Annotated in this window: 24 protein-coding genes; all 24 read right to left on the bottom strand. The window is 72.3% G+C overall.

The genetic code is table 11. From position 1 onward, the window contains the following. Positions 1-8 precede the first annotated feature (8 nt). On the bottom strand, positions 9-359 hold the full coding sequence (locus G472_RS0117405; RefSeq protein WP_029009402.1) for a hypothetical protein: 351 nt from the start codon (positions 357-359) through the stop codon (positions 9-11). Then, entirely contained in the window at positions 356-1600 is a 1245-nt protein-coding gene (locus G472_RS37340) for a phage tail protein (RefSeq protein WP_051340947.1), read from the bottom strand. Before G472_RS37340 ends, G472_RS0117405 begins: the two co-directional genes overlap by 4 nt. After that, positions 1593-2702 carry a baseplate assembly protein gene (locus tag G472_RS0117395; protein ID WP_035692801.1) on the bottom strand — a complete coding sequence of 370 codons (1110 nt, stop codon included), beginning with the start codon at positions 2700-2702 and terminating at the stop codon, positions 1593-1595. The genes G472_RS37340 and G472_RS0117395 overlap by 8 nt, the downstream gene beginning before the upstream one ends. Beyond that, positions 2699-3076: a GPW/gp25 family protein gene (locus G472_RS0117390; RefSeq protein ID WP_029009400.1), complete on the bottom strand. Its 378-nt coding sequence runs from the start codon at positions 3074-3076 to the stop codon at positions 2699-2701. The genes G472_RS0117395 and G472_RS0117390 overlap by 4 nt, the downstream gene beginning before the upstream one ends. Continuing rightward, positions 3076-3378 (bottom strand): PAAR domain-containing protein, encoded by a 303-nt coding sequence (locus G472_RS0117385; protein ID WP_029009399.1) that lies wholly within the window; start codon positions 3376-3378, stop codon positions 3076-3078. The genes G472_RS0117390 and G472_RS0117385 overlap by 1 nt, the downstream gene beginning before the upstream one ends. Before the next feature lie 13 nt (positions 3379-3391). Next, a complete protein-coding gene (locus tag G472_RS33875) occupies positions 3392-3817 on the bottom strand; it encodes a phage baseplate assembly protein V (RefSeq protein WP_169732827.1) in 426 nt (141 codons plus the stop codon). Further along, positions 3810-4871: a phage late control D family protein gene (locus G472_RS0117375; RefSeq protein ID WP_029009398.1), complete on the bottom strand. Its 1062-nt coding sequence runs from the start codon at positions 4869-4871 to the stop codon at positions 3810-3812. The genes G472_RS33875 and G472_RS0117375 overlap by 8 nt, the downstream gene beginning before the upstream one ends. Beyond that, positions 4868-5092 (bottom strand): tail protein X, encoded by a 225-nt coding sequence (locus tag G472_RS0117370; RefSeq protein ID WP_029009397.1) that lies wholly within the window; start codon positions 5090-5092, stop codon positions 4868-4870. Before G472_RS0117370 ends, G472_RS0117375 begins: the two co-directional genes overlap by 4 nt. Beyond that, complete coding sequence (locus tag G472_RS33870) at positions 5089-5535, bottom strand: phage tail protein (protein ID WP_029009396.1); 447 nt, start codon at positions 5533-5535, stop codon at positions 5089-5091. The genes G472_RS0117370 and G472_RS33870 overlap by 4 nt, the downstream gene beginning before the upstream one ends. Then, on the bottom strand, positions 5532-8399 hold the full coding sequence (locus G472_RS40630; protein ID WP_051340946.1) for a phage tail tape measure protein: 2868 nt from the start codon (positions 8397-8399) through the stop codon (positions 5532-5534). Before G472_RS40630 ends, G472_RS33870 begins: the two co-directional genes overlap by 4 nt. A 125-nt stretch (positions 8400-8524) precedes the next feature. Beyond that, positions 8525-8848 carry a phage tail assembly protein gene (locus G472_RS0117350; RefSeq protein WP_029009395.1) on the bottom strand — a complete coding sequence of 108 codons (324 nt, stop codon included), beginning with the start codon at positions 8846-8848 and terminating at the stop codon, positions 8525-8527. Between the two features lie 2 nt (positions 8849-8850). After that, the gene (locus G472_RS0117345) at positions 8851-9372 is read right to left on the bottom strand and encodes a phage major tail tube protein (protein ID WP_029009394.1); all 522 of its coding nucleotides are present in this window, start codon (positions 9370-9372) and stop codon (positions 8851-8853) included. A gap of 1 nt (position 9373) precedes the next feature. Then, complete coding sequence (locus tag G472_RS0117340; RefSeq protein WP_029009393.1) at positions 9374-10828, bottom strand: phage tail sheath subtilisin-like domain-containing protein; 1455 nt, start codon at positions 10826-10828, stop codon at positions 9374-9376. Next, positions 10828-11043: a hypothetical protein gene (locus G472_RS0117335; RefSeq protein ID WP_029009392.1), complete on the bottom strand. Its 216-nt coding sequence runs from the start codon at positions 11041-11043 to the stop codon at positions 10828-10830. The genes G472_RS0117340 and G472_RS0117335 overlap by 1 nt, the downstream gene beginning before the upstream one ends. Then, on the bottom strand, positions 11040-11516 hold the full coding sequence (locus G472_RS33860; RefSeq protein ID WP_051340945.1) for a Gp37 family protein: 477 nt from the start codon (positions 11514-11516) through the stop codon (positions 11040-11042). The genes G472_RS0117335 and G472_RS33860 overlap by 4 nt, the downstream gene beginning before the upstream one ends. Then, positions 11513-11959 (bottom strand): phage virion morphogenesis protein, encoded by a 447-nt coding sequence (locus G472_RS37330; protein ID WP_051340944.1) that lies wholly within the window; start codon positions 11957-11959, stop codon positions 11513-11515. The genes G472_RS33860 and G472_RS37330 overlap by 4 nt, the downstream gene beginning before the upstream one ends. A 3-nt stretch (positions 11960-11962) precedes the next feature. After that, positions 11963-12382: a gp436 family protein gene (locus G472_RS0117320; protein WP_029009391.1), complete on the bottom strand. Its 420-nt coding sequence runs from the start codon at positions 12380-12382 to the stop codon at positions 11963-11965. Between the two features lie 15 nt (positions 12383-12397). After that, entirely contained in the window at positions 12398-12622 is a 225-nt protein-coding gene (locus G472_RS0117315) for an HI1506-related protein (protein WP_029009390.1), read from the bottom strand. A 10-nt stretch (positions 12623-12632) separates the two neighbouring features. After that, positions 12633-13526 (bottom strand): Mu-like prophage major head subunit gpT family protein, encoded by an 894-nt coding sequence (locus G472_RS0117310; RefSeq protein ID WP_029009389.1) that lies wholly within the window; start codon positions 13524-13526, stop codon positions 12633-12635. A 10-nt stretch (positions 13527-13536) separates the two neighbouring features. Further along, positions 13537-13944 carry a hypothetical protein gene (locus G472_RS0117305; RefSeq protein ID WP_029009388.1) on the bottom strand — a complete coding sequence of 136 codons (408 nt, stop codon included), beginning with the start codon at positions 13942-13944 and terminating at the stop codon, positions 13537-13539. Next, on the bottom strand, positions 13945-14937 hold the full coding sequence (locus G472_RS0117300) for a phage protease (protein ID WP_051340943.1): 993 nt from the start codon (positions 14935-14937) through the stop codon (positions 13945-13947). Between the two features lie 337 nt (positions 14938-15274). Beyond that, positions 15275-16528: a phage head morphogenesis protein gene (locus tag G472_RS38180; protein ID WP_084536719.1), complete on the bottom strand. Its 1254-nt coding sequence runs from the start codon at positions 16526-16528 to the stop codon at positions 15275-15277. Beyond that, a complete protein-coding gene (locus G472_RS0117290) occupies positions 16528-18144 on the bottom strand; it encodes a DUF935 domain-containing protein (RefSeq protein WP_029009386.1) in 1617 nt (538 codons plus the stop codon). Before G472_RS0117290 ends, G472_RS38180 begins: the two co-directional genes overlap by 1 nt. Beyond that, positions 18131-19831, bottom strand: coding sequence for a hypothetical protein (locus G472_RS33845; protein WP_051340941.1), 1701 nt, complete (start codon positions 19829-19831; stop codon positions 18131-18133). The genes G472_RS0117290 and G472_RS33845 overlap by 14 nt, the downstream gene beginning before the upstream one ends. Position 19832: the final 1 nt, after the last annotated feature.

The raw sequence follows: 19832 nt of genomic DNA, 5'->3' as shown, positions 1-19832 counted from the left end.
CTCCCCCCCTACACGTCGATGTCCCAAAGGTCGCCGATCTCCATATCGCCGGTCTTTTCGATGGCGCTCGCCCGTACCCGGCGCGCCACCAGCACGCCGTCGGCCCTCAGCAGCCCGATCTCGCGCACCATCAGGCCGGTGGCCGTCCCCGCCGGCACGCGCCAGTGCAGCAAAGCCTTGCGCGGCTGATCGGGTGGGAGATGCACCTCGGCGATCGGCACCAGCACCGCATCGGTCAGCGTCTCGGCGTCGGGCGCGCCGGAGGTGCCGAGCCCCACATGGGTCAGCCGCATATCCGGGTCTCCGGTCGCCAGCAGCCTCCGCACGGTGTCGTAGTAGACGGGCAGGAAATCGGTCACGGCAGCAGCTCCTCACGGGTCGGGGCGGGCACCAGGTGCCAGGTGTCGGTCCACTCTTCGTCGGGCCCGATCGGTACAGGCCCGCCGAAGGCGATGCGGACGGCCAGGCTGCCGTCGGCGCAGACCAGCCCGATTTCCCCCACGTCCATGCCCGCGGCGACGCCGGCGGCGATCGTCCACGGCACGATCAGGGAGGGCGGGTCCGGCACGGGCGTCACCGGCACCAGCAGCGCGTCGGTCAGGTGGTCAGCCTCGGGCGCGGTGCTGGCGCCCAGCCCCACATGGGTGATCACCAGCGCCCCCGGGTCCGCCACCCGGAAGCCGACCGACCCTGCCAGCGGCACGCGGCGCCGCACGCGCAGGCCCATGCGCATTACGGGTCCGCTGTCGGCGCGGGTCCGGCGGCCGTCCATGCGGATGGCGCCGTCGCGGGGCAGCCCCGGTGCCCGGCGCGCCGGCAGGTGCAGACCGGCGCGCAGGCGGGCGGTGAGTGGCGGCGGCCCGATGACAGGGCCGCCGACCGGCAGCCCGGCCCGCGTCGCTGACCCGTCATAGGTGAAGGCGCCATGCCGGCCGACCGGCCGCCAGCCGCCGCGGGCATGGCGCCCGTCGCGCTCGGCCGGTGGTGCCGCGCGCAGCGTCAGGCCGGCGCGCAGGCCGACGCGCAGGGCCGGCACCGTGTCGCGCCCGGCCGCCGCCTCGACCCGCACCCCCAGCGCCGTCAGGTGGGAGCGCGCCGGCTTCCACGCCCCGATCGCGGCCGCCAGCCGGCGGACGGTGTCGCCGTCCAGCGCCGCGTCGGCCGCCACCGGCAACTCCAGCCTGAACGTCGCCCAACGCCACCGGTCACCGTACGGCTCCCCGCCGTCGCGCCGCACCGTGCCGTCGCGCCGCAGCTCGGCCGCCGCCTCGACCACGCGGGCGCCGTCGAAGCCCAGCGCGGCGACGGCGCGCGTCACCGCCGCCGGCGTGCCCTTCATCCGGTGCAAGAGGATGGCGTCACGGATCAGCGCGCGGCGCCGCGCCGGCGTGTCGGCCAGGTCCCACCCCTCGCGCATCAGATGCATCTGCCAGCCCAGCAGGGGCAGCAGCTCCGCGTCGACGTCGGCGACGCGGTAGACGGCCAGGCGCGGCAGCGCCGCGTCGATCGCCCGCAACTCGGCCGCCGCCAGGGCGGCCAAGGTGCGGAACGGCTCCCCGTCGATGCCGGCCGGCAGGGGCAGGTTGTGCACGTCAGCCATGGGCCGTCTCCGCCCGGAAGGCCAGCGCGATGCCCGTGCAGGTCGCCCATTCCCGCGGCGCCAGCGGCCGGAACGCCGGCGCCGCCAGCTCGACGCGGTGGACGCCGGGCACCGACAGCGCCACCACCGCCTGGCTGGGGATCAGGTCGCGGCCCAGCCCGCGCGCCCGCTCCGCCGTCCAGGCCGCCGCGGCCGCCTCGACGCGCGCCCGCACCGTCGGTGCGTCCGCGTCGGCGCGCAGCCACACCGTGGCGTCCAGGGCATAGGGCACCGCCACCGGCGGCGCCGCCGTCACCGTGTCGGATAGGGGCCGGGTCGACGCGGCCGACAGGGCCGCGCGCACCAGGGCCAGGACCGCGTCGGACGGCAGGCCCGTGTCGGTCAGCACATGCACCGTCACCGCACCGGGCCGCGGCGACGTCACCGCGACGTCGAGCACCGACGCATGGGCCGACAGCGCGTGCCAGCGGTAGGCGCCGTCCGGTCCGGCGACGCTGAAACTCTCGGGTGCTTCCTGGATGCGCCGGCGCAGGCGCTCATCGTCCTCGATGTCGGCGCCGCCGTGGCTGACACCGACGTTGGACACCGCCGCCACCCCCGCGACAGGCGCGTCCGGAACGGTGATCTGCCCCGGCAGATAGCCGTTGCCGGCGGCGCCCGCAACGTCGGCCACCAGCACCGCCTCGGCCGTCACGGCGCCGGCCGGCACCGTCACCGTCCCGACGAAGGCGCGGGCGCGATCGGGCGCCCACACCGCCAGGGGGCCGACCGTGCGATCCGTGTCGGCCGGCGCGGCCATCCGCACCTCGAACACCGCCCTGGCCGCCCGCGCCGGCAGGCGCTCCACGCCCAGCAGCGCCCCCAGATGGTCCAGGTTCTGCCCGCGCGCGTAGGCCAGCAGCGTCTGTTCGCCCGCATCCTGCACCGCCATGCGCTGCAACGCGAACTGGTAGGCCAGCCAGTCCAGGAACAGCCGCTCCGGCTGGGCCGGCAGCAGCGACCGGCCGGAGATCGACCCGAAGCTCTCCACCATCGCGGCGGCAAGCGCCGCCGGGTCGGTGTCGATGAAGCGGGCGCGGGGCAGCGCCGACAGGTCGATCATCGGATGGCCACCTCGGTCCGGAAGGCGCCCGCCGGGGCGCCCGCCAGCCGCCACGTCACGGTGATCATCAGGCCGGCGCCGTCGCCCGCCGCGTTGGCCGCGCCGGGCGCGACGGCCACGTCCAGGACGGACAGGCGCGGCTCCCAGCGGTCCAGGGCGTCACGCACGGCGGCGATGATGCCGGGGGCGGCCACCGGCACCGGCAGGTCGATCCACGGCTGTAGATCGCAGCCGAAATCGGGCCGGTGCGGATCGGACCGGAGCGGCGTGGTGATGATGATGCGCACGGCCTGCGCCACGTCGTCGGGGCCTTCGACCGTCCGGCCGGGGCCATCCAGCATCAGCGACCAGTCCACCGCGGGCAGCCCCGTCATCACGCACCCCCCCGGTCGGCGAACACCGTCCCGCTGCCGGTCGCGACGGCCGAGCCGCAGGACACCGGATCACCGATGCGGCCGGCCGGCCGGCCGTTGACGAAGACCGTGGGGCTGCCCGCCGCCAGCGCGCCGGCGTGGGTCTCCGGGATGTCGGGGCAGGTGTGGGCAGCCCAGGCATCGCCGACGCGGTGCACGGGTCGGCCGTCCACGAACACGTCGGGCGACGCGCCGGCGCTGGGCCGGGGCGGCCAGCAGCCGTGACCGGTGCAGGTGTCGCCAAGGCGGGTGACGGCGGGCATCGCGGGCGCTCCCTCAGTTCAGGTCGATGCGGGGGGCGACGACGCGGGCGCCGGCGTCGTCCATGACCAGCGACGTGCCGCCGACGCTGATCGCGATCCGCCCGCCGGTCGGCACCGCCACCGTCCAGGTGTGGGCGGCCCGGTCGTACTCGAACACCGCGCCGTCCCGGTGCACGGTGTGGCGCGTGTCGGCCGACGTCACCGGCGGCGGGTCGGCGGCGGAGTAGATGGCGCCCAGCACCACGCCGGCCTCGTCCCGCTCGTCCATCAGGACGGCGACGGCTTCGCCCACATCGGGCATCCAGTACGACCGGTCGCCCAGCGTGCGCTGCTGCAGCACTTCCAGCCACCAGCTGACCATCCCGTCCGCGTCCGGAAAATGGACACGGACGCGGGCGGTGGCGGCATCAACCGCCTCGACGATCGCGCGCCTATACACGGTGGGCCTCCATGTCGGTGGTGTAGCCGCCGCCGCGCACCATGCGGTGCGTCGACCCGGTGACGTGATAGGTGCCGTCCCAGGCGCGGCCGAACCCGGCGAGCACGACGTTGATCCCGGCCACCAGGTCGGGCCGGCCGGGGAAGGTCAGGCTGGCGCGCACCTCGCCGCGGTTGGCGCGGTCCAGCAGCGCCTGCGCCTTCTGCCGGGCGTGCGCCTCGCTCTCCACCCGCATGCGCCGGCGCAGGAGATCGCCTTTCACGGAAGCTTTGCTTCCGCTGACGGCGTCAGGCGAACCTCCGGTTCGCTGAGAGCCGCCCTTGGGCTTGGTCTCCTGCCCCGCGGCCTTCACCGTGACGGTCCGCGTGCGCTTGGTCGCCGGGTCCAGGTAGCGCACCTCGCAGGCGGTGTAGACCTGCCGGGCCGTCACGCGGAAGCGCCAGCGCACCGGGTGGTGCAGGGCACGCGACAGGGTCATGACCGGGTCGGCCGACAGCAGCTCGTCCTCGCTCATGAACACCAGCCGGCGGGCGCGGGCCGAGAAGACGTAGCCGTGCTCGGCCGCCAGTTTGCTCAGGAACTCCAGGTCGGTCTCGTCCGCCTGCGTCACCCGTTGCAGGGCCTCGCTGGCGGGATCGCCGATCACCGCCATGCCGTGGTCGGCCGCCACGGCTGCGGCGATCTGCGCCAGCGTCCGGCCCTCGAACGCCCGGTGCCGCCTGGTGCGCAGCGCCTCCGTCACGCCGGCGGCCAGGGCGCGCACCTCCAGCCGATCGGGTGGCCCGCTGTGATCCACCTCGTCCACCTGGTAGGTGCCGGCGTCGACGACGGGGCCGCCGGCGTAGCCCAGCGTCGCCTCCAGCACGTCGCCCTTCTCCGGCAGCCAGTCGCCGCGCCAGCGGCCGTCGCGGTCCTCCAGCGTCACCGCCAGCTCATCGCTCTCGCCGTCCTTGCGGTCGGTGACGGTTAGGCCGGTGACCATGGCGGCGATGTCGGCCGTCACGTCGGTGCCCTGCCAGGTCAGCGTCCAGACCGGTGTGTCCACGCGGTTCATCGCCCCCCCCGCTTCCAGGGCGGCAGGCCGTGCGCCGACACCGGCCGCTCGATCACCGGGATGGCCAGGCGCACGCCGGCGGGCAGCAGCGGCGTGGGCGCCACGTGCGGGTTGGCGCGCACGATCCGGGCATAGCCGTGGGGATCGCCGTAATGGTCCATGGCCAGCAGGTCCCAGCGGTCGCCGTCCACCGTGATGTGCTCGATAACCGTATCCGTCACCGCAGCCTCCGCAGCAGGGGCGTGGCGATGGCGCGCACCAGCGCCGGGCCGATGCCGGTCAGGGGCTGGCCGGCCCATTCGGTCAGTTTCAGGTCGGCCTCGACCCACAGGGGCGCGCCGTCCGGCGTGGTCCACCGGTCCGTCTCGCTCAGGTTCGTCACCACGAAGCGGCCGAGCCACGCGCCGGTGCCGCGCATCAGCGGCCACGCCCGCACGGCACCGCCCAGGCCGTGCAGCGCCGCCATTTCCGCCGCCGGGTCGCACCAGCGCATGTGGAAGCACAGGCCGATGCTGGCGCTGCGCAGTTGGGTCCCCGTCCATTGCAGCTTCGGTTTGGTTTCCACCACGTCGTGGTCGGGGTACTGCCAGCCGTCCGTCACGCTGAAGCGGACGACGGAGCGGGTGTCCAGCCGCACGGGGCCGAGGATCAGGGCGGTGCTCATCGGCCACGCCCCCGCGGATCGAAGGCCGTGCGCGCCCGGCGCTCGTCCTCGCGGTGGACCGCCTCGGCGATCAGCCGGCCGCCGTCGCCGCGCACCCACTCCTCCAGGCGCCGGACCACGTCCGGATCGCCGCCGTCGAGGGTCACCGACAGGTTGACGGTCACCGGCGCGCCGCCGCCGGCCGAGGCGCCGCCGATCCCGCCGCCGGCCATGGCGTCGCCCCGGTCGGCCAGCGGTGCCACCGCCGGCACGACCATCGCCCGTGCCGCCGCTCCCGGATCGGGAATGCCCGCCGCCGCCGCGGACACCGACAGCGGCAGCGCCAGGGCCGCCGCCGCCGCGGCGGCGGTCACCGCCCGTGACAGGCCGGCCGCGGCGGCCGCGGCGTCGGCGCCGTTGTCGTTGATGCCGTTCTCCAACCCCTCGACGATGTTCAGACCGAACCCGGCGAAGACGGTGGACGGCGAGTTGATGCCCAGCAGCGACTTAAATTTTCCCACCACGCCGCCGGCCACGCCGGACACGGTATCGAGCACCGCCTGAACCTTCTCCGTCAGCCCCTTCGCCAGGCCATCCATGATCCACTGCCCGAACTGCGCGAAGAGGGTGGACGGCGAGTTGATGCCCAGCAGCGCCTTGAAGCGGCCGATGATCGACGCACCGACCCCTTCGATCGCCGCCAGTGCCGCCGACGCGCCGGCCGACAGGCCGTCGGCCAGCCCTTGCAGGATCGCCGCGCCGGCGTCGTACAGCGACAGGCCGGTCAGGCGCGCCACCAGATCGTCGAAGAAGGTCAACACCCCGCCCAGCGCCGTCTGCCACCCCGCCACGACGGCGCCGAAGTCGCCGGACAGCACGCCGGCCAGGGCTTGGGTCAATCCGGTGAGGACCGTCGCGACCATGGCGATCAGGTCGGCCAGGGTGTTCAGCGCGCCACCGGCCAGCGCGCCGGCCAGCGCCCCGAGGCTGGCCAGCCCGCCCGTGGCGTCGCCCGTTCCCGCGAACAGGGCTGCCAGTCGGTCGAACAGGCCCGCCACGGCGGTGCCGAGCACGCCCAGCGCGCTGCCCAGCGGCCCCAGCGTCTCGGACAGGGCCGCGAAGCGGGACAGGTCGAACGCGGACCGGAAGCCATCGATCCAGCCCGCGAAAAACGCCTGCCCCCAATCCCGCAGGCGGCCCAGCGCGCTGCCCACCGCGTCGAACACCGCCGGCAGCACCCCCCATGCGGACGCCACCAGGGCCGCCGTCTCGGTCAGCCAGGGCGCGGTCAGCGCCGCCGCCATCCCGCCGATGGCGGCCCCCCAGCTCTGCCCCAGCTCCGCAGCCGCCCCGGCCAGGCCATCCACCGGCGCGATCAGCGACCGGACCCAATCGAGCACGCCGGCGCCGGCGTCCAGGATCGGGGTGACCGCGGCGGCCAGCGCATCGAAGGCCGGCTGAAGAGGCGCCATGCCCGCGACAATGCCGACCCACAGCCCTTCGAAGAAGGCCGCAATGCCGTCCCAGTTGCGGTGGATCAAAACGGCTGCCCCGGCCAGCGCCGCGATCAGCAGCCCGATGGGCGACACGAGCGCCGCCAGCACGGGCAGCAGCATGCCGGCGGCACTGGCCAGGGCGCCCACGGCCAGCACCGCGGGGCCGATGACGACGGCGGCGGCAGCCACGCCCGCGGCGACCAGGCCGATCGTCCGCGCCAGATCCCGGTTGCTCTCGACGAACACCGTGATGGCGCGGACGATGTCGGCCACGCGGAGAGCCCCCTCGGTCAGGGCCGGCAGCAGCAGCGTCCCGAACGAGATCTGCACGCTTTCCACGGCAGATCCGATGCCGGCCATCGCACCTTCGAAGTTGTCGCCCATCCGCAGGGCGACCGCGGCCGCCTCTCCGCCCGCGCTCTCCAGCGTCGACACGAAATCCTGAAGCCGGCCGTCCGTTTGGTCGAGCAGGACGTTGACCGCGCCCGCCGCTTCGCGACCGAAGATGGTGGCCAGCGCGTCCAGCCGCGCGCCGTTGCCCATCCCCTCCATGCCCTTCGCGAGGTCGGTCAGGATGTCGACCATGTTGCGCAGGTTGCCGGCGCTGTCCGTCGTCGCCACCCCAAAGCTGTCCAGCAGCTTCGTGGCCGCGGTGGTCGGGCCGGCCAGCGAACTCAGCATGGCGTTGATCGCGGTGCCCGCACGCGATCCCTGGATGCCGGCGTCGCCCAGCTTGCCGGCCATGGCCGCGACGGTTTCCAGGCTCTGACCGGCACCGGCCGCCGCCGGCGCCGCGTACGACATGGTTTCGCCCAGCATCCCGAGCGTGACGTTCGATCGTGTGAAGGTGGCCGTCATGGCGTCGGCGACGCGGCCCATCTCGGCCGCTTCCAGGCCGAACCCCGTCAGGATGTTGCTGGCGACATCCGCCGTCGAGGCCAGGCCGGCGCCGCTGGCCCGCGCCAGATCCAGCATGCCCGGCATGGCCGCGATGGTCTGGTTGGCGGCGAAGCCGGCCGCCGCCAGAAAGCGCATGCCGTCGGCCGCCTGGCTGGCGGATGCCCATGTGGTGCCGCCCAGCATCCGGGCGGTTTCGGTCAGCCGGGCCAGTTCATCGTCGCTGGCCCGGCCGATCGCGCCGACGGCATCCATGGCGGCTTCAAAGGATGCGGCCGGATTGACCACCGTGGACAGCGACGCCGCGATGGCCGCGCCGGCGCCCGACACCACGGCGCCCGTCACGGCGGCCTGCTGACCGAAGTTGCGCAGGCCCTGCGCGGCTTTGGCCACGCGATCGACGTTCTCGACCGCCGCCGTCGCCTGGCCGAGGGGGCCGGTCAACTGGTCGACCAGTCGCAGCACGACGGCTATGTCAAAGGGGTTGGCCATGGTGTCCGGGTTCGGGATTGCGCGCCATCAGCGCCGGTTGGCCGCCTCCCGGGCGGCCTTGCGGCGGCGGACGTACTCCGCCAGCGCCGCCGTTTCGTGGACCAGATCGTCCCAGTCCATCGCCATCAGCTCGGCGTGGGCGAACCCTCCGTCGATCCGGAGGGCAACGAAATGCTGCTCAACGAGGAGGCGCCGTTTCCCGTGACGGCCCCCATCAGGACCATGACGTCCGCCATGTCCATCTCCTCGACGTCTTCGATCACCAGCGGCCGGCCGTCGATGACGGTCAGCACGGCGATGATGGCCATGGTCAGCTTCATCCCGTCGCCGGCGCCGCCGGCCATGCGGGCGGCCTGCAACAGATCGCGGCCCTTGCCCTTGCGGATGCAGGCCACCCGGCCGCCGGGCAGGGTCACGGTGCGCGCATCGGTGTCGGTCCTGGCGGTCATGCTCACACTCCCAGATTGGCGCGCCAGCGGGCCAGGACGTCCTCGCCGTTGACGGTCCAGATGTTGTTGAAGACGTCGATCTCCACGACGGCCGCGCCGTCGTGCAGGACCTTGACGTAGCTGACGGCGAGTTCGTCGTCGAACTCGGCACCCTCCTGCGGCTTCAGCACGCCCAGCTTCGCCGTGGTCCAGGCGGCGGTCAGGTGCCAGACCACCGGCACCTCGCGCGTCCGACCCTCGGCCGTCCAGCTCTCCAGGTTGCCGCGGACCTGGAGCTTGTGGGTCCTGAAGGGGTTGGCGGCGGCGCGCAGATGGTCGGCGTAGAAGCCGGTCCACTTGATCTGGCACGTCATGGCCTTCAGCCCGCCCGGCAGCTCCAGCGTGCCGAACATGCCCAGCGCCTTGTGCTCGCTCGTCGCCACCGACATCTCGGGCAGGGTCAGCTCGCCGGCGCGCCCGATCAGCGACATCGTGCCGTCGAGATAGACATTGGCGTTGAAGATCGTGTTCAGCTCGATCGCCATGTCAGCCTCCGAGATTGGCAAGCAAGGTGATGTCGATGAAGCTCTCGAACGTGATCCGCTCCGCCGGCGGCGGCGGGCAGAAGATCAGGTCGAAGGTCAGGTGCCCGGCCGCCAGCTCGGTCGGCGGGTTCTTCTCCTTGTTGAATTCGCAGCGCGACCCGATGGTCAGCGCCCCGCGGCCGATCAGGGTGCGGATGAAGGCGTTGCCCGTCTCCACGATGCTGTCGATCAGCGCGTCGTTGATCGGCAGGTCGATGAACTGGAGCATCGCGTACTCCAGGCTCTCATGGACCATGTCGGCGGTGCGCCGCGTCTGGATGAAGTTGCCCTGCGCCGTCGACGCCGGCCACGCGCTGGACCGGTTGCCCCAGGTCCGCAATCCCGTGCCGAAGGAATTGAAGATCGTGACGATGCCGGCCTCGTTCAGCAGGTTCACGTCGCTGGTCGGGTCGTTGATCATCGCCGACAGGTCGCGCTCGGCCCCGACGATGCCCTTGATCACCTTGTTGGACGGGCTGAACCAGTAGCCGAACTCGTCGTCGGTCGCGGCGATCACGCCGGCCAGACGCTGACTGTACGGCTCCAGGCGGGTGGCGCCGGTCGCCGCGTCGTGGACCTTCAGGTGCGGATAGCACAGCACCACGCGCTCGGACGAGAAGCCGAAGTTGATGGCGCCGGACGGCCCGCGGCCGGTGATCGCCTGGTCGCGCGTCGTGCCGATCGGCGCGTCGATCAGCGCGATGCCCCGGCACTTCGACGCCGCCGCCAGCACCTCCAGCTCCACCGCCACCGATGTCTGTGTGCAGTAGACCGGGGCGATCAGGATCTTCGGGAACATGCCGAACAGGTTGTAGCTGTTCAGGAACCCCTGCATGCCCAGCCGCCGGCCCGCCACGTCGACGCTGCCGATGATGTCGGCCGCCGTGACCTTGGACGGATCGCCATAGTCGTAGTCGACGGTCAGGCTGGCGCCGGCGGTGATGGCGCCGGCGGTCAGGCGCGTCAGCGTGCCCGTCACCCGGTCCAGGCTGTAGTCCGCGCCGGCCGCGTACGTGACAGTGCCGTCCTGGCTCTTCACCGTCGCCTGGATGATGTCGCCGTGCGCGAGCGCCACCGTGCCGTCGGCACCGAGCGTCGCCGCCTCGGCGGCAACCGCCGTCTTGTGGACGGCCGGGTCGAACACGTTGATGACGATCACCGTGCCGCGCCCCTGGTCGGCGATCGCGTCCAGCGCCTGCGGGACGGTGTAGCCGGACAGGGCCGGCCCGGCGAGACGGCCGGCATCGCGATCCGACAGCACCAGGAACGGGTCGTTGATGCGCCGGTCGCCGGCGTCGAGGTGATGGACGGGCGCGGTGCCGATCAGACCGATGACGGCCGTCTTCACCTGGCGGACCGGCCGCGCCCCCTTCGTCACCTCGACCGTCTCGACGCCGTGCAAAAAGTTGGCGGGCATCAGGCGGCTCCTTCACTCTTGGTCGCCCTGCGCGGCGCCCGGTCCGTCCCGGACCCCGCCGACACCGGGACCGGCGCCAGATGACCCAGCGCCACCAGGGTGCGGACGTAATCGTTGTCGCGGGGCAGATCCACGTCGGCGCCGGGGTGCAGCAGCACCTCCTTGCCGTCGACGGTGGCGCCGGAGGGCGGACCGCTGTAGCGGTAGAGGGTCAAGGCTCGTCTCCCATGGTAAGGCGTTCGCCAAGCGTGATCTGCCGAAGCAGAGCGGCCTGTTCGGTCTCGGCCGTCTCCAGCGCCACGGCCGAGGTCGCGATGGTGATGACGTAGCGCCAGACGCCGTTGCTCACGCCCAGGAAGCGGTCGCGGAGCGGGTACAGCTTGCGCGCGCCCGGCGGTCGCCAGCCGGTCAGCGCCACGCGCACGGCCTCCAGGTGGGCATAGGCCCCGTCGTGCTGGCGCAGGTTGCGCGCCAGAACGGTGATGTCGAACTCCAGCCGTCGCTCCTGCGCGATCACGCCCAGCGCTTCCGGCTTGCCGTAGGTCGAGCGGCCGTAGCCCACCAGCACGGCGCCGCGCGGGTGCTTCAGCGCGTAGGACGCGGGGTCTTCGGGGAACGCCTCAACCCGGATGCCCGGAACGGCGCCGCCCAGGCGCTCGACGATGGCGGTTTCAAGGTCCGGAATCACGCGATCCTCCCGAGCCAGTCGCCCAGCACCTCGTCGATCTCCCGGCCGTCCTCCTCGGACACGCCCAGCCACGGGCGGGCCGGGATCTCCGGCTTGCCGGCCTCGGCGCCGCCGAAGTGGTGGATGGCCGCGTAGACCATCCCCGATCCGACCTCGACCGCGTCGCCGCGGACCATGTAATGGACGCTGTCGATCAGCGTGCCGGTGCTCTCCAGCAGGTGGTGACCGGTCCGGCGCGTGGCCTTGTAGCTGTCCGACCAGTCGGGCCAGGGCTCGCCGTTCGGCCCTTCCTTGTCCTGAGACAGCCGCCGGCGCGTCTGGCTTTCGACCAGCCCGCCCAGACTGTCCAGCAGCGGGCGCTTGTCGGTGATGCCCTGCGCCAGCGCCACCAGGCGCCGCCGCACCGCCTCCGCCCCCGCCACCTCGATCCGCGCACCGGCCATCGGTCAGCCCCCCCGGCGCCCGAACAGGCGATCCCCGCCGGCGATGAAGGCAGCGCCGGTGTAAGGAGACGCCGGCGCCTCCGCACCGGCCGCCTGGAGCACGACCGCGCCGGCGGCCACCTTCTCCAGCAGCCGCAGGGCCTCCTTGTGGCTGTCCTTGACCAGCTCCGTCGGTGCGTTCGAATGCAGGAAGTAGCGCGCCAGGTCGCAGGCGATGCGGCGCACCAGATCGGGCACCGGCGCGAGCGGCAGCCGGTAGCGCGCCCCCGCGTAGCCGTCGATCAGCCGGCGGGCGTCATCCAGCGCCCGTTCCACGACAGCCTCGTCAATCGCCCCGGTCGGCACCTCCGCGCGATCGGTGAGCTGCACCAGCTCGTCCGACCCGTAGCGGTCGATCAGGTCTTGCAGGGTGGCGTACGACATGGGCGGCTCCTGCGATCAGATCGCCGCGTCGGCGGCTTTGCCCTTCGCCGTCCTGGCGGGCGGCGTCGCGGCATCGGGCGGGTCCATCTCGTCGACGATCAGCATCGGCTCGTCCATCAGCGCCGCGACCTGCTCGTCCGTCAGGTCGGCGCGGCGGTGGAAGACGGGCCGGTCCGGGTGGGCAAGGCCGGCGCGGCGGAAGCCGTCACGCTTGGCGACGATGCGCAGATGACCAGTCATCGGGGCCTCCTTACAGCCGCTGCTCGACGTGGATCTCCACGAGATCCCGGTTGGTGTTGGTGGCGCCGTTGGCCAGGCGCTCGGCCTTGATGACCTCGTTCGCGGCGCCGCGCAGGTTGGTCGGCACGACAAGCAGGTTGGGCTTGTTGTTGAGGGGCCGGCCGTAGTCGCCCTTGATCGCGCACATCGCGGCGTAGGCGGCGTCGAAGGTGGTGGAGTTGAGCGGCTGGCGCGAGGCGTAGACCATCTGCCAGAACCCGTAGGCGGCGCTGCACCGCAGGCGCACGCCGTAGAGAAACTCGTCTCGCATGAAGACGGTTTCATCGCTCGGCTGGTCCTGCCGGACGAACTCCACCTCCGTCCGCTTCTGGAAGATGAAGGGCTTGCGCACCCGCTTGGTGCAGACGAGATACCAGGGCGTGCCGGTACCGCCGCCGAAATTGGACATGGACGTCACCCGACCGTCCCGATCCATCACGGGGTGGTCGGCGTCGAAAAAATACTGACCGTCCCAGCTCATCGTGCTGAAGCCGGCCGGCAGCAGGCCCCACACCAGTTCGTCGGGCGTCTCGGCCGCCGACTCGCCCAGCATGGCGAAGGCGGGCCTGTAGATGCCCAGGCGATCGTCCTCGATGTCCGTGCGCTTGACGCCATAGGTGTTCTCGAAGGTCCGGTTCACCACTTCGAAGCCGGTGGCTTCCAGGCTGTTGATGAACCGCTCGCCGATCCACTCGCGGGTGCCGGGCAGACTCATCAGCCAGGGGTAGATCTCGGACCGGCCGTAGGACGGCGTCTCCATGGCGATTTTGGGCCAGGTGCGTTCGACCGCCTCCACCCCGGTGTTGAAGGCCATCTGGAAGCCCTGGCTGGCGCTGGCCAGCAGGGCGGCGGTGATCACGCGCATAGGGGTCTCCTTAGAACTCGATCCAGACGCCGTCAGCGTCGATGTCGATGACGGTGCCGGCGGCGCTGCGCGTGCCGCCGCCGTCGGTCGCGGCGACCGTCTGGTCGTCGACGATCCAGGCCGTCTTGCCGATGTGCGGGCGGCCGACCGGGTCGGCGGCGGCGTTGTCGAAGCGCCAGGCGCCGTCGCGCCGCACGTCCGCGCACACCGCGCCGGCCGCGCCGCCGGCGTTGCTGACACTCTCGGCGGCAATGCCGACGCAGGTCAGGGTCGTGGCGGTGGCGCCGGGCACCAGATAGCCGGCGGCGCTCAGGCAGGCGAGGCCGCCCTGGTGGATGACGGCGGCCGCGGCCAGCGGGTGGGACACGATGTCGCCGGCGCGCTGCTGCGTACGCCGGCCGGCGGTGAGGGCGGCCATCTATCGGCCCTCCCTGTGCTTGCGCCAGTCGTCTTCGGTGAAGCCCATCTGACGGCACACGGCGCGGTCGTCGTCGGACAGAGTCCCGTCACCGGCCGGCGGCTTGCCCGGGATGGACGGCGACGGGTCCAGCACCTTCGGCGCGGCCTTCAGGAAGTCGCGGAACCGGTCGACGCCGGCGCGGTCGCGGCACTGGGCGCGGTAGAAGTCCTCGGTCGCCGGGCTGATCTTGCCCTCCGCCTTGCCCCGCTCGATCAGGGCGTCGACGTCGGCTTTGAGCGTCGCAGCCTCGACGTCCGCCAGCGCCTTCTCGGCGTTGGTGGCGCGCGCCACGGCGGTGTCGTAATCGGCGCGCGGCACGAAGCGGGCGATGTCGGGCGTCTCGGCCCGGTTGGTGGCGGTGGCCAGGTCGCTCTTCGTACGGCGCACCGCGGCCAGGACTTCGTCCATGGTCGCGGTCTCCGCCAGACCGAGTTCCCGGCAAAGAGCTTTCAGGTCCATCAACTCCTCGCGGTTGAGCGCCGGCAGCGCCGGCAGGTTGGGGGCGTGCACCAGGCCCACGGAGGTGAGCCGCGCGATCTCTTTGGTGGAGCGGACGAAATCGAAGCTGGGGCTGATGTAGCGGTAGGCGCCGCTCTCGATGTCGGCGCGGCCGGCCTCGGTCCAGGTGACGCGCCCCCACACGGCGCCGTCGCGCAGCTCCAACTCCTGGATCCAGCCGGCCGCCGGGGTGCGTTCGCCGGCGAGCGCGCGCGTCTCGCTGCCATGCTCCCAATCCACCACCAGGTCCAGCCCGCGATCCCGGAAGGCGTCGACCACGCGGGCCGGATCGCTCAGCGTCCAGCGCCGACCGTCGATGCCGGACACCACGCCCCCGGCCGGCAGCAGCATGATCCACTCCGGGGCCGCGCCGCCGGCCGGCAGCGCGAAGCACAGCGCGCGGCGTTCGGCGCGGTCGGCGGCGCAATGATGATCGGGAGCGGGAGCGGTCATGGGATCGGGCTGTCCGGTGGAAGCGCCACCCTCGCCCGATCCGCCGTCCGCCGGCACCCGGACAGATGTCCGGGGCGTGCGATCGGATGGCGTTCTCCCCCACCATAGGCGCGGAGCGGCACCCCGTCCACAGCCGCTCCCTGCGATGCCCTTTAAGAGGCCGTAAGAGGCATCTTACGCGGGGGAACGCCCATCCGATGGGGGTAGGGCCGGCGGCGCGCGAAAGGCCGTCCCGGCGCGCATCTGGAAGCCCGGCCCGAACGGTGCTATCTTACGGACAGGGCGCGCGCGACACGGTGAACCTTCCAGCCGTAGCACGGCGGTTTCCGCCGGAGCGTCATGTGGGGGAACGGGAAGTCCCCACCGCGCGCCCCTCCTTCCAGATCACGCGTCCCCTGTCGCGCTCCCGATCGACGTCGCGCGCGTTGGTGCGGCGGAAGCTGCTCACGAAGACGGCGTTCCCTTCCGCGTCGGCCTTCACGGCCGCGAGATACAGCGCACCGTCGCGGCGGATGACCACGACGGTGCGTTCGGCGTTCCGGATCACCTCCTGCGGATCGCCGCCCAGGAACGGCAGCGTGCGGTACTCCTCCAGGGTCAGCTCGGGGTGGCCGGGCCGCCCCGGCAGCTCACCCTTCTGCTTGGCCATGGTATCGGGCGACAGCACCGCCACCGGCGTCCTGGCGCCGATCGCCGCCGCCACCTCGTCCGGCAGGCGGGCCACCGGGAACCACCCGTCCGGCCGGTCCAGCCAATCGGCGAAGCGGGGATGGGCCACCATATCGGCGATGGCTGCACGGGCCAGATCGGCCGGCGCCGCGGCCAGCTTGTCCACCGTCAGCGCGTCCAGGTTCCGCCGTCGCGTCAGGCCGGGGTTGTTGGCCCAGCCGGGGTCGATGCCCACCGGCACGTCGATCGTCTCGCCGCGCCGGTCGTTGGTCCACTGCCGCATCGGCACGTCCGGCTCGGCCGAGACGTCCCAGCCCCGGCGCCGCGCCTCGGCGGCCGAGACCTGGCGGACCCGGCACTTGCAACCCCAACCGTTCGGCGGCATCCAGGCCCTCCAGAACGGGCTGTCCACCGGCAGCAGAAGCCCCTTCTTGGACGCGTGCTCCGGCCGGTGCCGCTCCGACGGTCCCAGCTCGTAGACCAGGTAGGGCAGGACGTCCTTGGTCCTCTCGATCCGCGCCCACTGGCCGGCCGCATGGGCGGTGCGGATGTTGGCTTCGAAGATCGTCTTCAGGCGGCGCGGGCTGCCGAGCTGCCCCGGCCGCTTCGCACCGCCCGCCTTGGGGTCTTCCACCTCGCCCTCACCCCACCAGCCCAGCTCGATCAGGCGCGGCGTCACCCGCCGTCGGAAGGCGTCGAACGGCTCTCCCGCAGCCTGCGCCCGCTCCAGCTCCTCGCGGATGGTGCGCAGCACGTCCATCTGCGTTGCCTTCGCGACGGTGAAGGCGAAGGCGTGCTCGTCACCCCGGACATCCTTGTGGGAGAAGGCCGGTGCCCAGCCCTTGGCCTTGAGATAGGCCAGCGTCTCGGCGTCCGGGCCGGTGGGGAACCCGAAGCCGGGCTTTTCGCTATACGCGGCCATCAGCGATCACCGCCATCGCCGGCGGCGTGCGCCAGGAAGGTCGCGCGCGCCAGCGCCCGGATCAGCGCGTCGGCATCCATGCGCTCCGCCAGCTCCGGCAGGCGGGCCAGCACCTCCTCATAGCTGCCGGCGGACCGGATGGTCGCGACCACGGGATCGATCAGCGGTGCCATCATCGGCCGCCAGCCGTCCAGCATGTCGGCCGCCAGCTCGTCCAGCTCGTCACCGGCATCTTCCCGGTTGGTCGCCCGCGCGAGACCGCCGCAGGCCGGACACCCGCAGCCCGCGCGGTTGGCGACCCCGGCCAGGTCCGGCGGCGGCGCTGCCGGCGCGCGCAGCAACACCACCTCCGGCCCGCGCTTCTCCTGCGGCGGCGGATCGGGCAGGCCCAGCTTGTCGCGCACCACCGACGCCTCGACCTCCAGCCCCATCGGCACCAGCTTCGCCAGGCTGTCCACCAGCAGCGCGACGTCCTCGGGCTCCAGAACGGGATGCAGCAGCAGCGGATAGCCGTTCGGCGGCGCCCCGAAGTTCAGGTCGACGAAGGGCCGCACCAGGTCGCGGTTCAGCGTCGCGTTCAGCTGGCGCGCATCCGCGCGCAGGATGTCCTGGCGCACGTCGTTGTGCACCTTCGCCTGCGCCAGGCTGGCGCCGTCGTCGGCCGTCATCGTTTGACCCAGCACGGCCTTGCTGATCTGTTTGTCCAGGTACTCGGCCAGACGCCGGAACACCTCCCACCCGCCGCCGCCGGCAGCGACCTGCTCGAACTCCACGCGCATGGTGTCGGGCAGGATGGCGGCCGCGTCGCGAGCCAGGTTCATGACCGCCTGGCGCAGCACCCGCAGATCGGCCTCCCCGGCGCCGGCGCCATAGCGGCCGAGCCGGATCGGCATCCCGTAGGTTTCGCAGAACTGCACCCAATCCAGCACGGTGTAGTGCTTGAACATGAAGGTCCAGGCCGCCAGCCGCGCCAGCCCGCCGCGGATGGGGATGCCGCTCTTCAGGCGCGGCTCGTGCACGATGAACTTGTGGCGCGGCAGCTCGGCGCCCCGTGGCGCCGCCTCATCCTTCAGCAGCAGCCGGCGCCGGCTGGCGTCGTCGTAGGTGAACCAGCGCGGGTCGCGGTGTTCGTAGCGCGCCGGCGTCCAGGGCGTGGCCGCGGTGTCCCAGATCATCTCGACGACGCTGTACCCCTTGCCCAGGCCGTCCAGCAGGTCCTCGACCAGATCGGGCCACACCAGCGGGTTGACCAGCTTGCGGACGGCGTCCGCGATCTCCTGGTCGCGCGTCTCGTCGCTGGCGGCCTCCACGCGCGGCTCGATGCCGGACAGGGCGCGCTTGCGGGTGCCGAGGACGGAGCCGTAATGCAGGTCCAGTTCCTCCATCTCCTCGGCCAGCGCAAGATAGGCGTCGGCGTCACCCTCGGCCGCACGGCGCAGCAGGCCGGCCAGCCGCGCCGGGGTGAGGTCGCGGGCGATCGCCTCCTGCCAGACGCGGCGGACGCCGAACAGCGAGGGGGCTGCCACTTCCTCCGTCAGCGCGGCCTTCGTGGCGGCGCGCTCCACGCGCTTCATGGGGCGCCCGTCAGGGCCCAGGATGGGGCTAGTACCGGTCATCGTCAGCTCCGAACAGGAGGCGAGCGGCGCGGCTCATGGCCTGCATGATGCCGTCGCCGGGAAAGCCGTGGCGGTCGCCGCCCGGCGGCAGCCCGCGCTTGGGCAGACCCTCATAGGCAATGGTTTCGGCCGGCGCCGCGGTGGCGGCATGGGCGTTGAGGATGGCGATCGCCGCGTCGGCGTGGCGGCGCCCACCGTCCGTGCCGACCTTGCGCACGTCGGCGGGGATGCGGCCGACGCCGTTGACCAGGCGGAACTGGTGCAGATCGTCGCGCACGTCGAGATCCGCGCCGATCCGGATCGTACGATCCTCGAACGCCGTCTTGAGCTGCGTCGAATGCACCCGCAGCCAGGCGTCGGTGGCGATCAGCTCCACGATCCGCTCGGCGCCGTAACGCTGGCGCGCCTCCTGCGCCAGCACCATGCCGTTGCCGCCGGCGTCCAGCACCCCCGACCCCAGCCGGCGCTTTGACCGCAGAAAGTCGGCGATGTGCCACAGCATCTGCTTCTGCTGGTCGTAGGGGCACTCGCGCGCCTCGACCAGCAGCGGCACGTGGCGGGCGAGCTGCTGATCGGCGAAGGCGACGGCATAGGCCGACCGGTCCTGGCGCATGGCGAAGTCGCCGCCGATGCCGTAGGTCCAACGCGACGGCAGGCGGTCCAGCGCGGGCTGGACGTGCGCCTCGATCCACGCGGCCATATGGGCGCGGCGGCGGGCCTCCGGCCAATCGACGAACTCCCGGCCGTCCGCATCGGGCGCCGGCTTCTCCCAGCGCACCACGGTATAGTCCGGCGTCATGGCCGCCTCGATCAGCGCCAGCGCCAGCATGGTGCCGCTGTCCTCGCGCGGGATTGCGTCCAGCTCCTCGCGCATCGCGGCGGTGCGGGTGCCGTAGGCGGCCCGGATCTGGTTGTACCAGGCGCGCTTACCCGCGACGGAGGGCGTCCAGCCGCGCGCCAGGCACACCCGCTCATAAAGGCCGTTGGTCACCGCCACATCGAAGGGGACGTGGTGGATCGACGCCGGAAACTTGCCGCTCTCCGCCTCTTTGCACAGCGTGTTGAACGCGTTGGTCGCACCGTTATGAGACGAAATGATGCGCACCTTTCCGCCCCAGATCAGCAGGGCCAGTACGGCTTCCAGCACCTTGCCGACGTCGGCGTGAAAAGCGGCCTCGTCGATGACGACGACACCCTGAAGACCGCGGATCGCCGCCGGCCGCGACGACAGGCCGGTGATCCGGTGGCCGGAGGCGAAGCGAATGCGCCACGCGGTGATCTGCCGGGTCTTGACCGTGCCGTCCGGCTGTTCCTCCTGATCGTCGAAGACGAAGTCCTCAATGGCGCACAGCTCGTTGGCGACGGTCTGGGCGAAGTTGGCGCAGGTGGTGATGAACTCGCGCCCCTTCTCGGCGGTGTCGCCGATGTACCAGCAGTGGTCGCCGCCGGCCTCGCGGCTGGCCGCCGCGATCAGCACATGGTCGTGCGCCTCGGCGAAGGTCATGCCGGTCCGCCGGCCTTTCGGCGCGATCTTCAGCGGTGCCGGATCGGCGATCCAGTTGCGCTGGTGCTTCAGCAGGAAGCCTTCGGACAGCGGATCGAGGTCGGCCGCCGTGGCGCGGCCGGCCTCGATCCGGTCGATGGCGCTCTCCGGCGGTTCCCGGACCGCCACCCGGCCGGCATCCATG

The sequence above is a fragment of the Azospirillum halopraeferens DSM 3675 genome, from assembly GCF_000429625.1.
In the GTDB taxonomy this organism is placed as follows: Bacteria; Pseudomonadota; Alphaproteobacteria; order Azospirillales; family Azospirillaceae; genus Azospirillum; species Azospirillum halopraeferens.
This window is presented reverse-complemented; position numbering and strand designations above follow the sequence as displayed.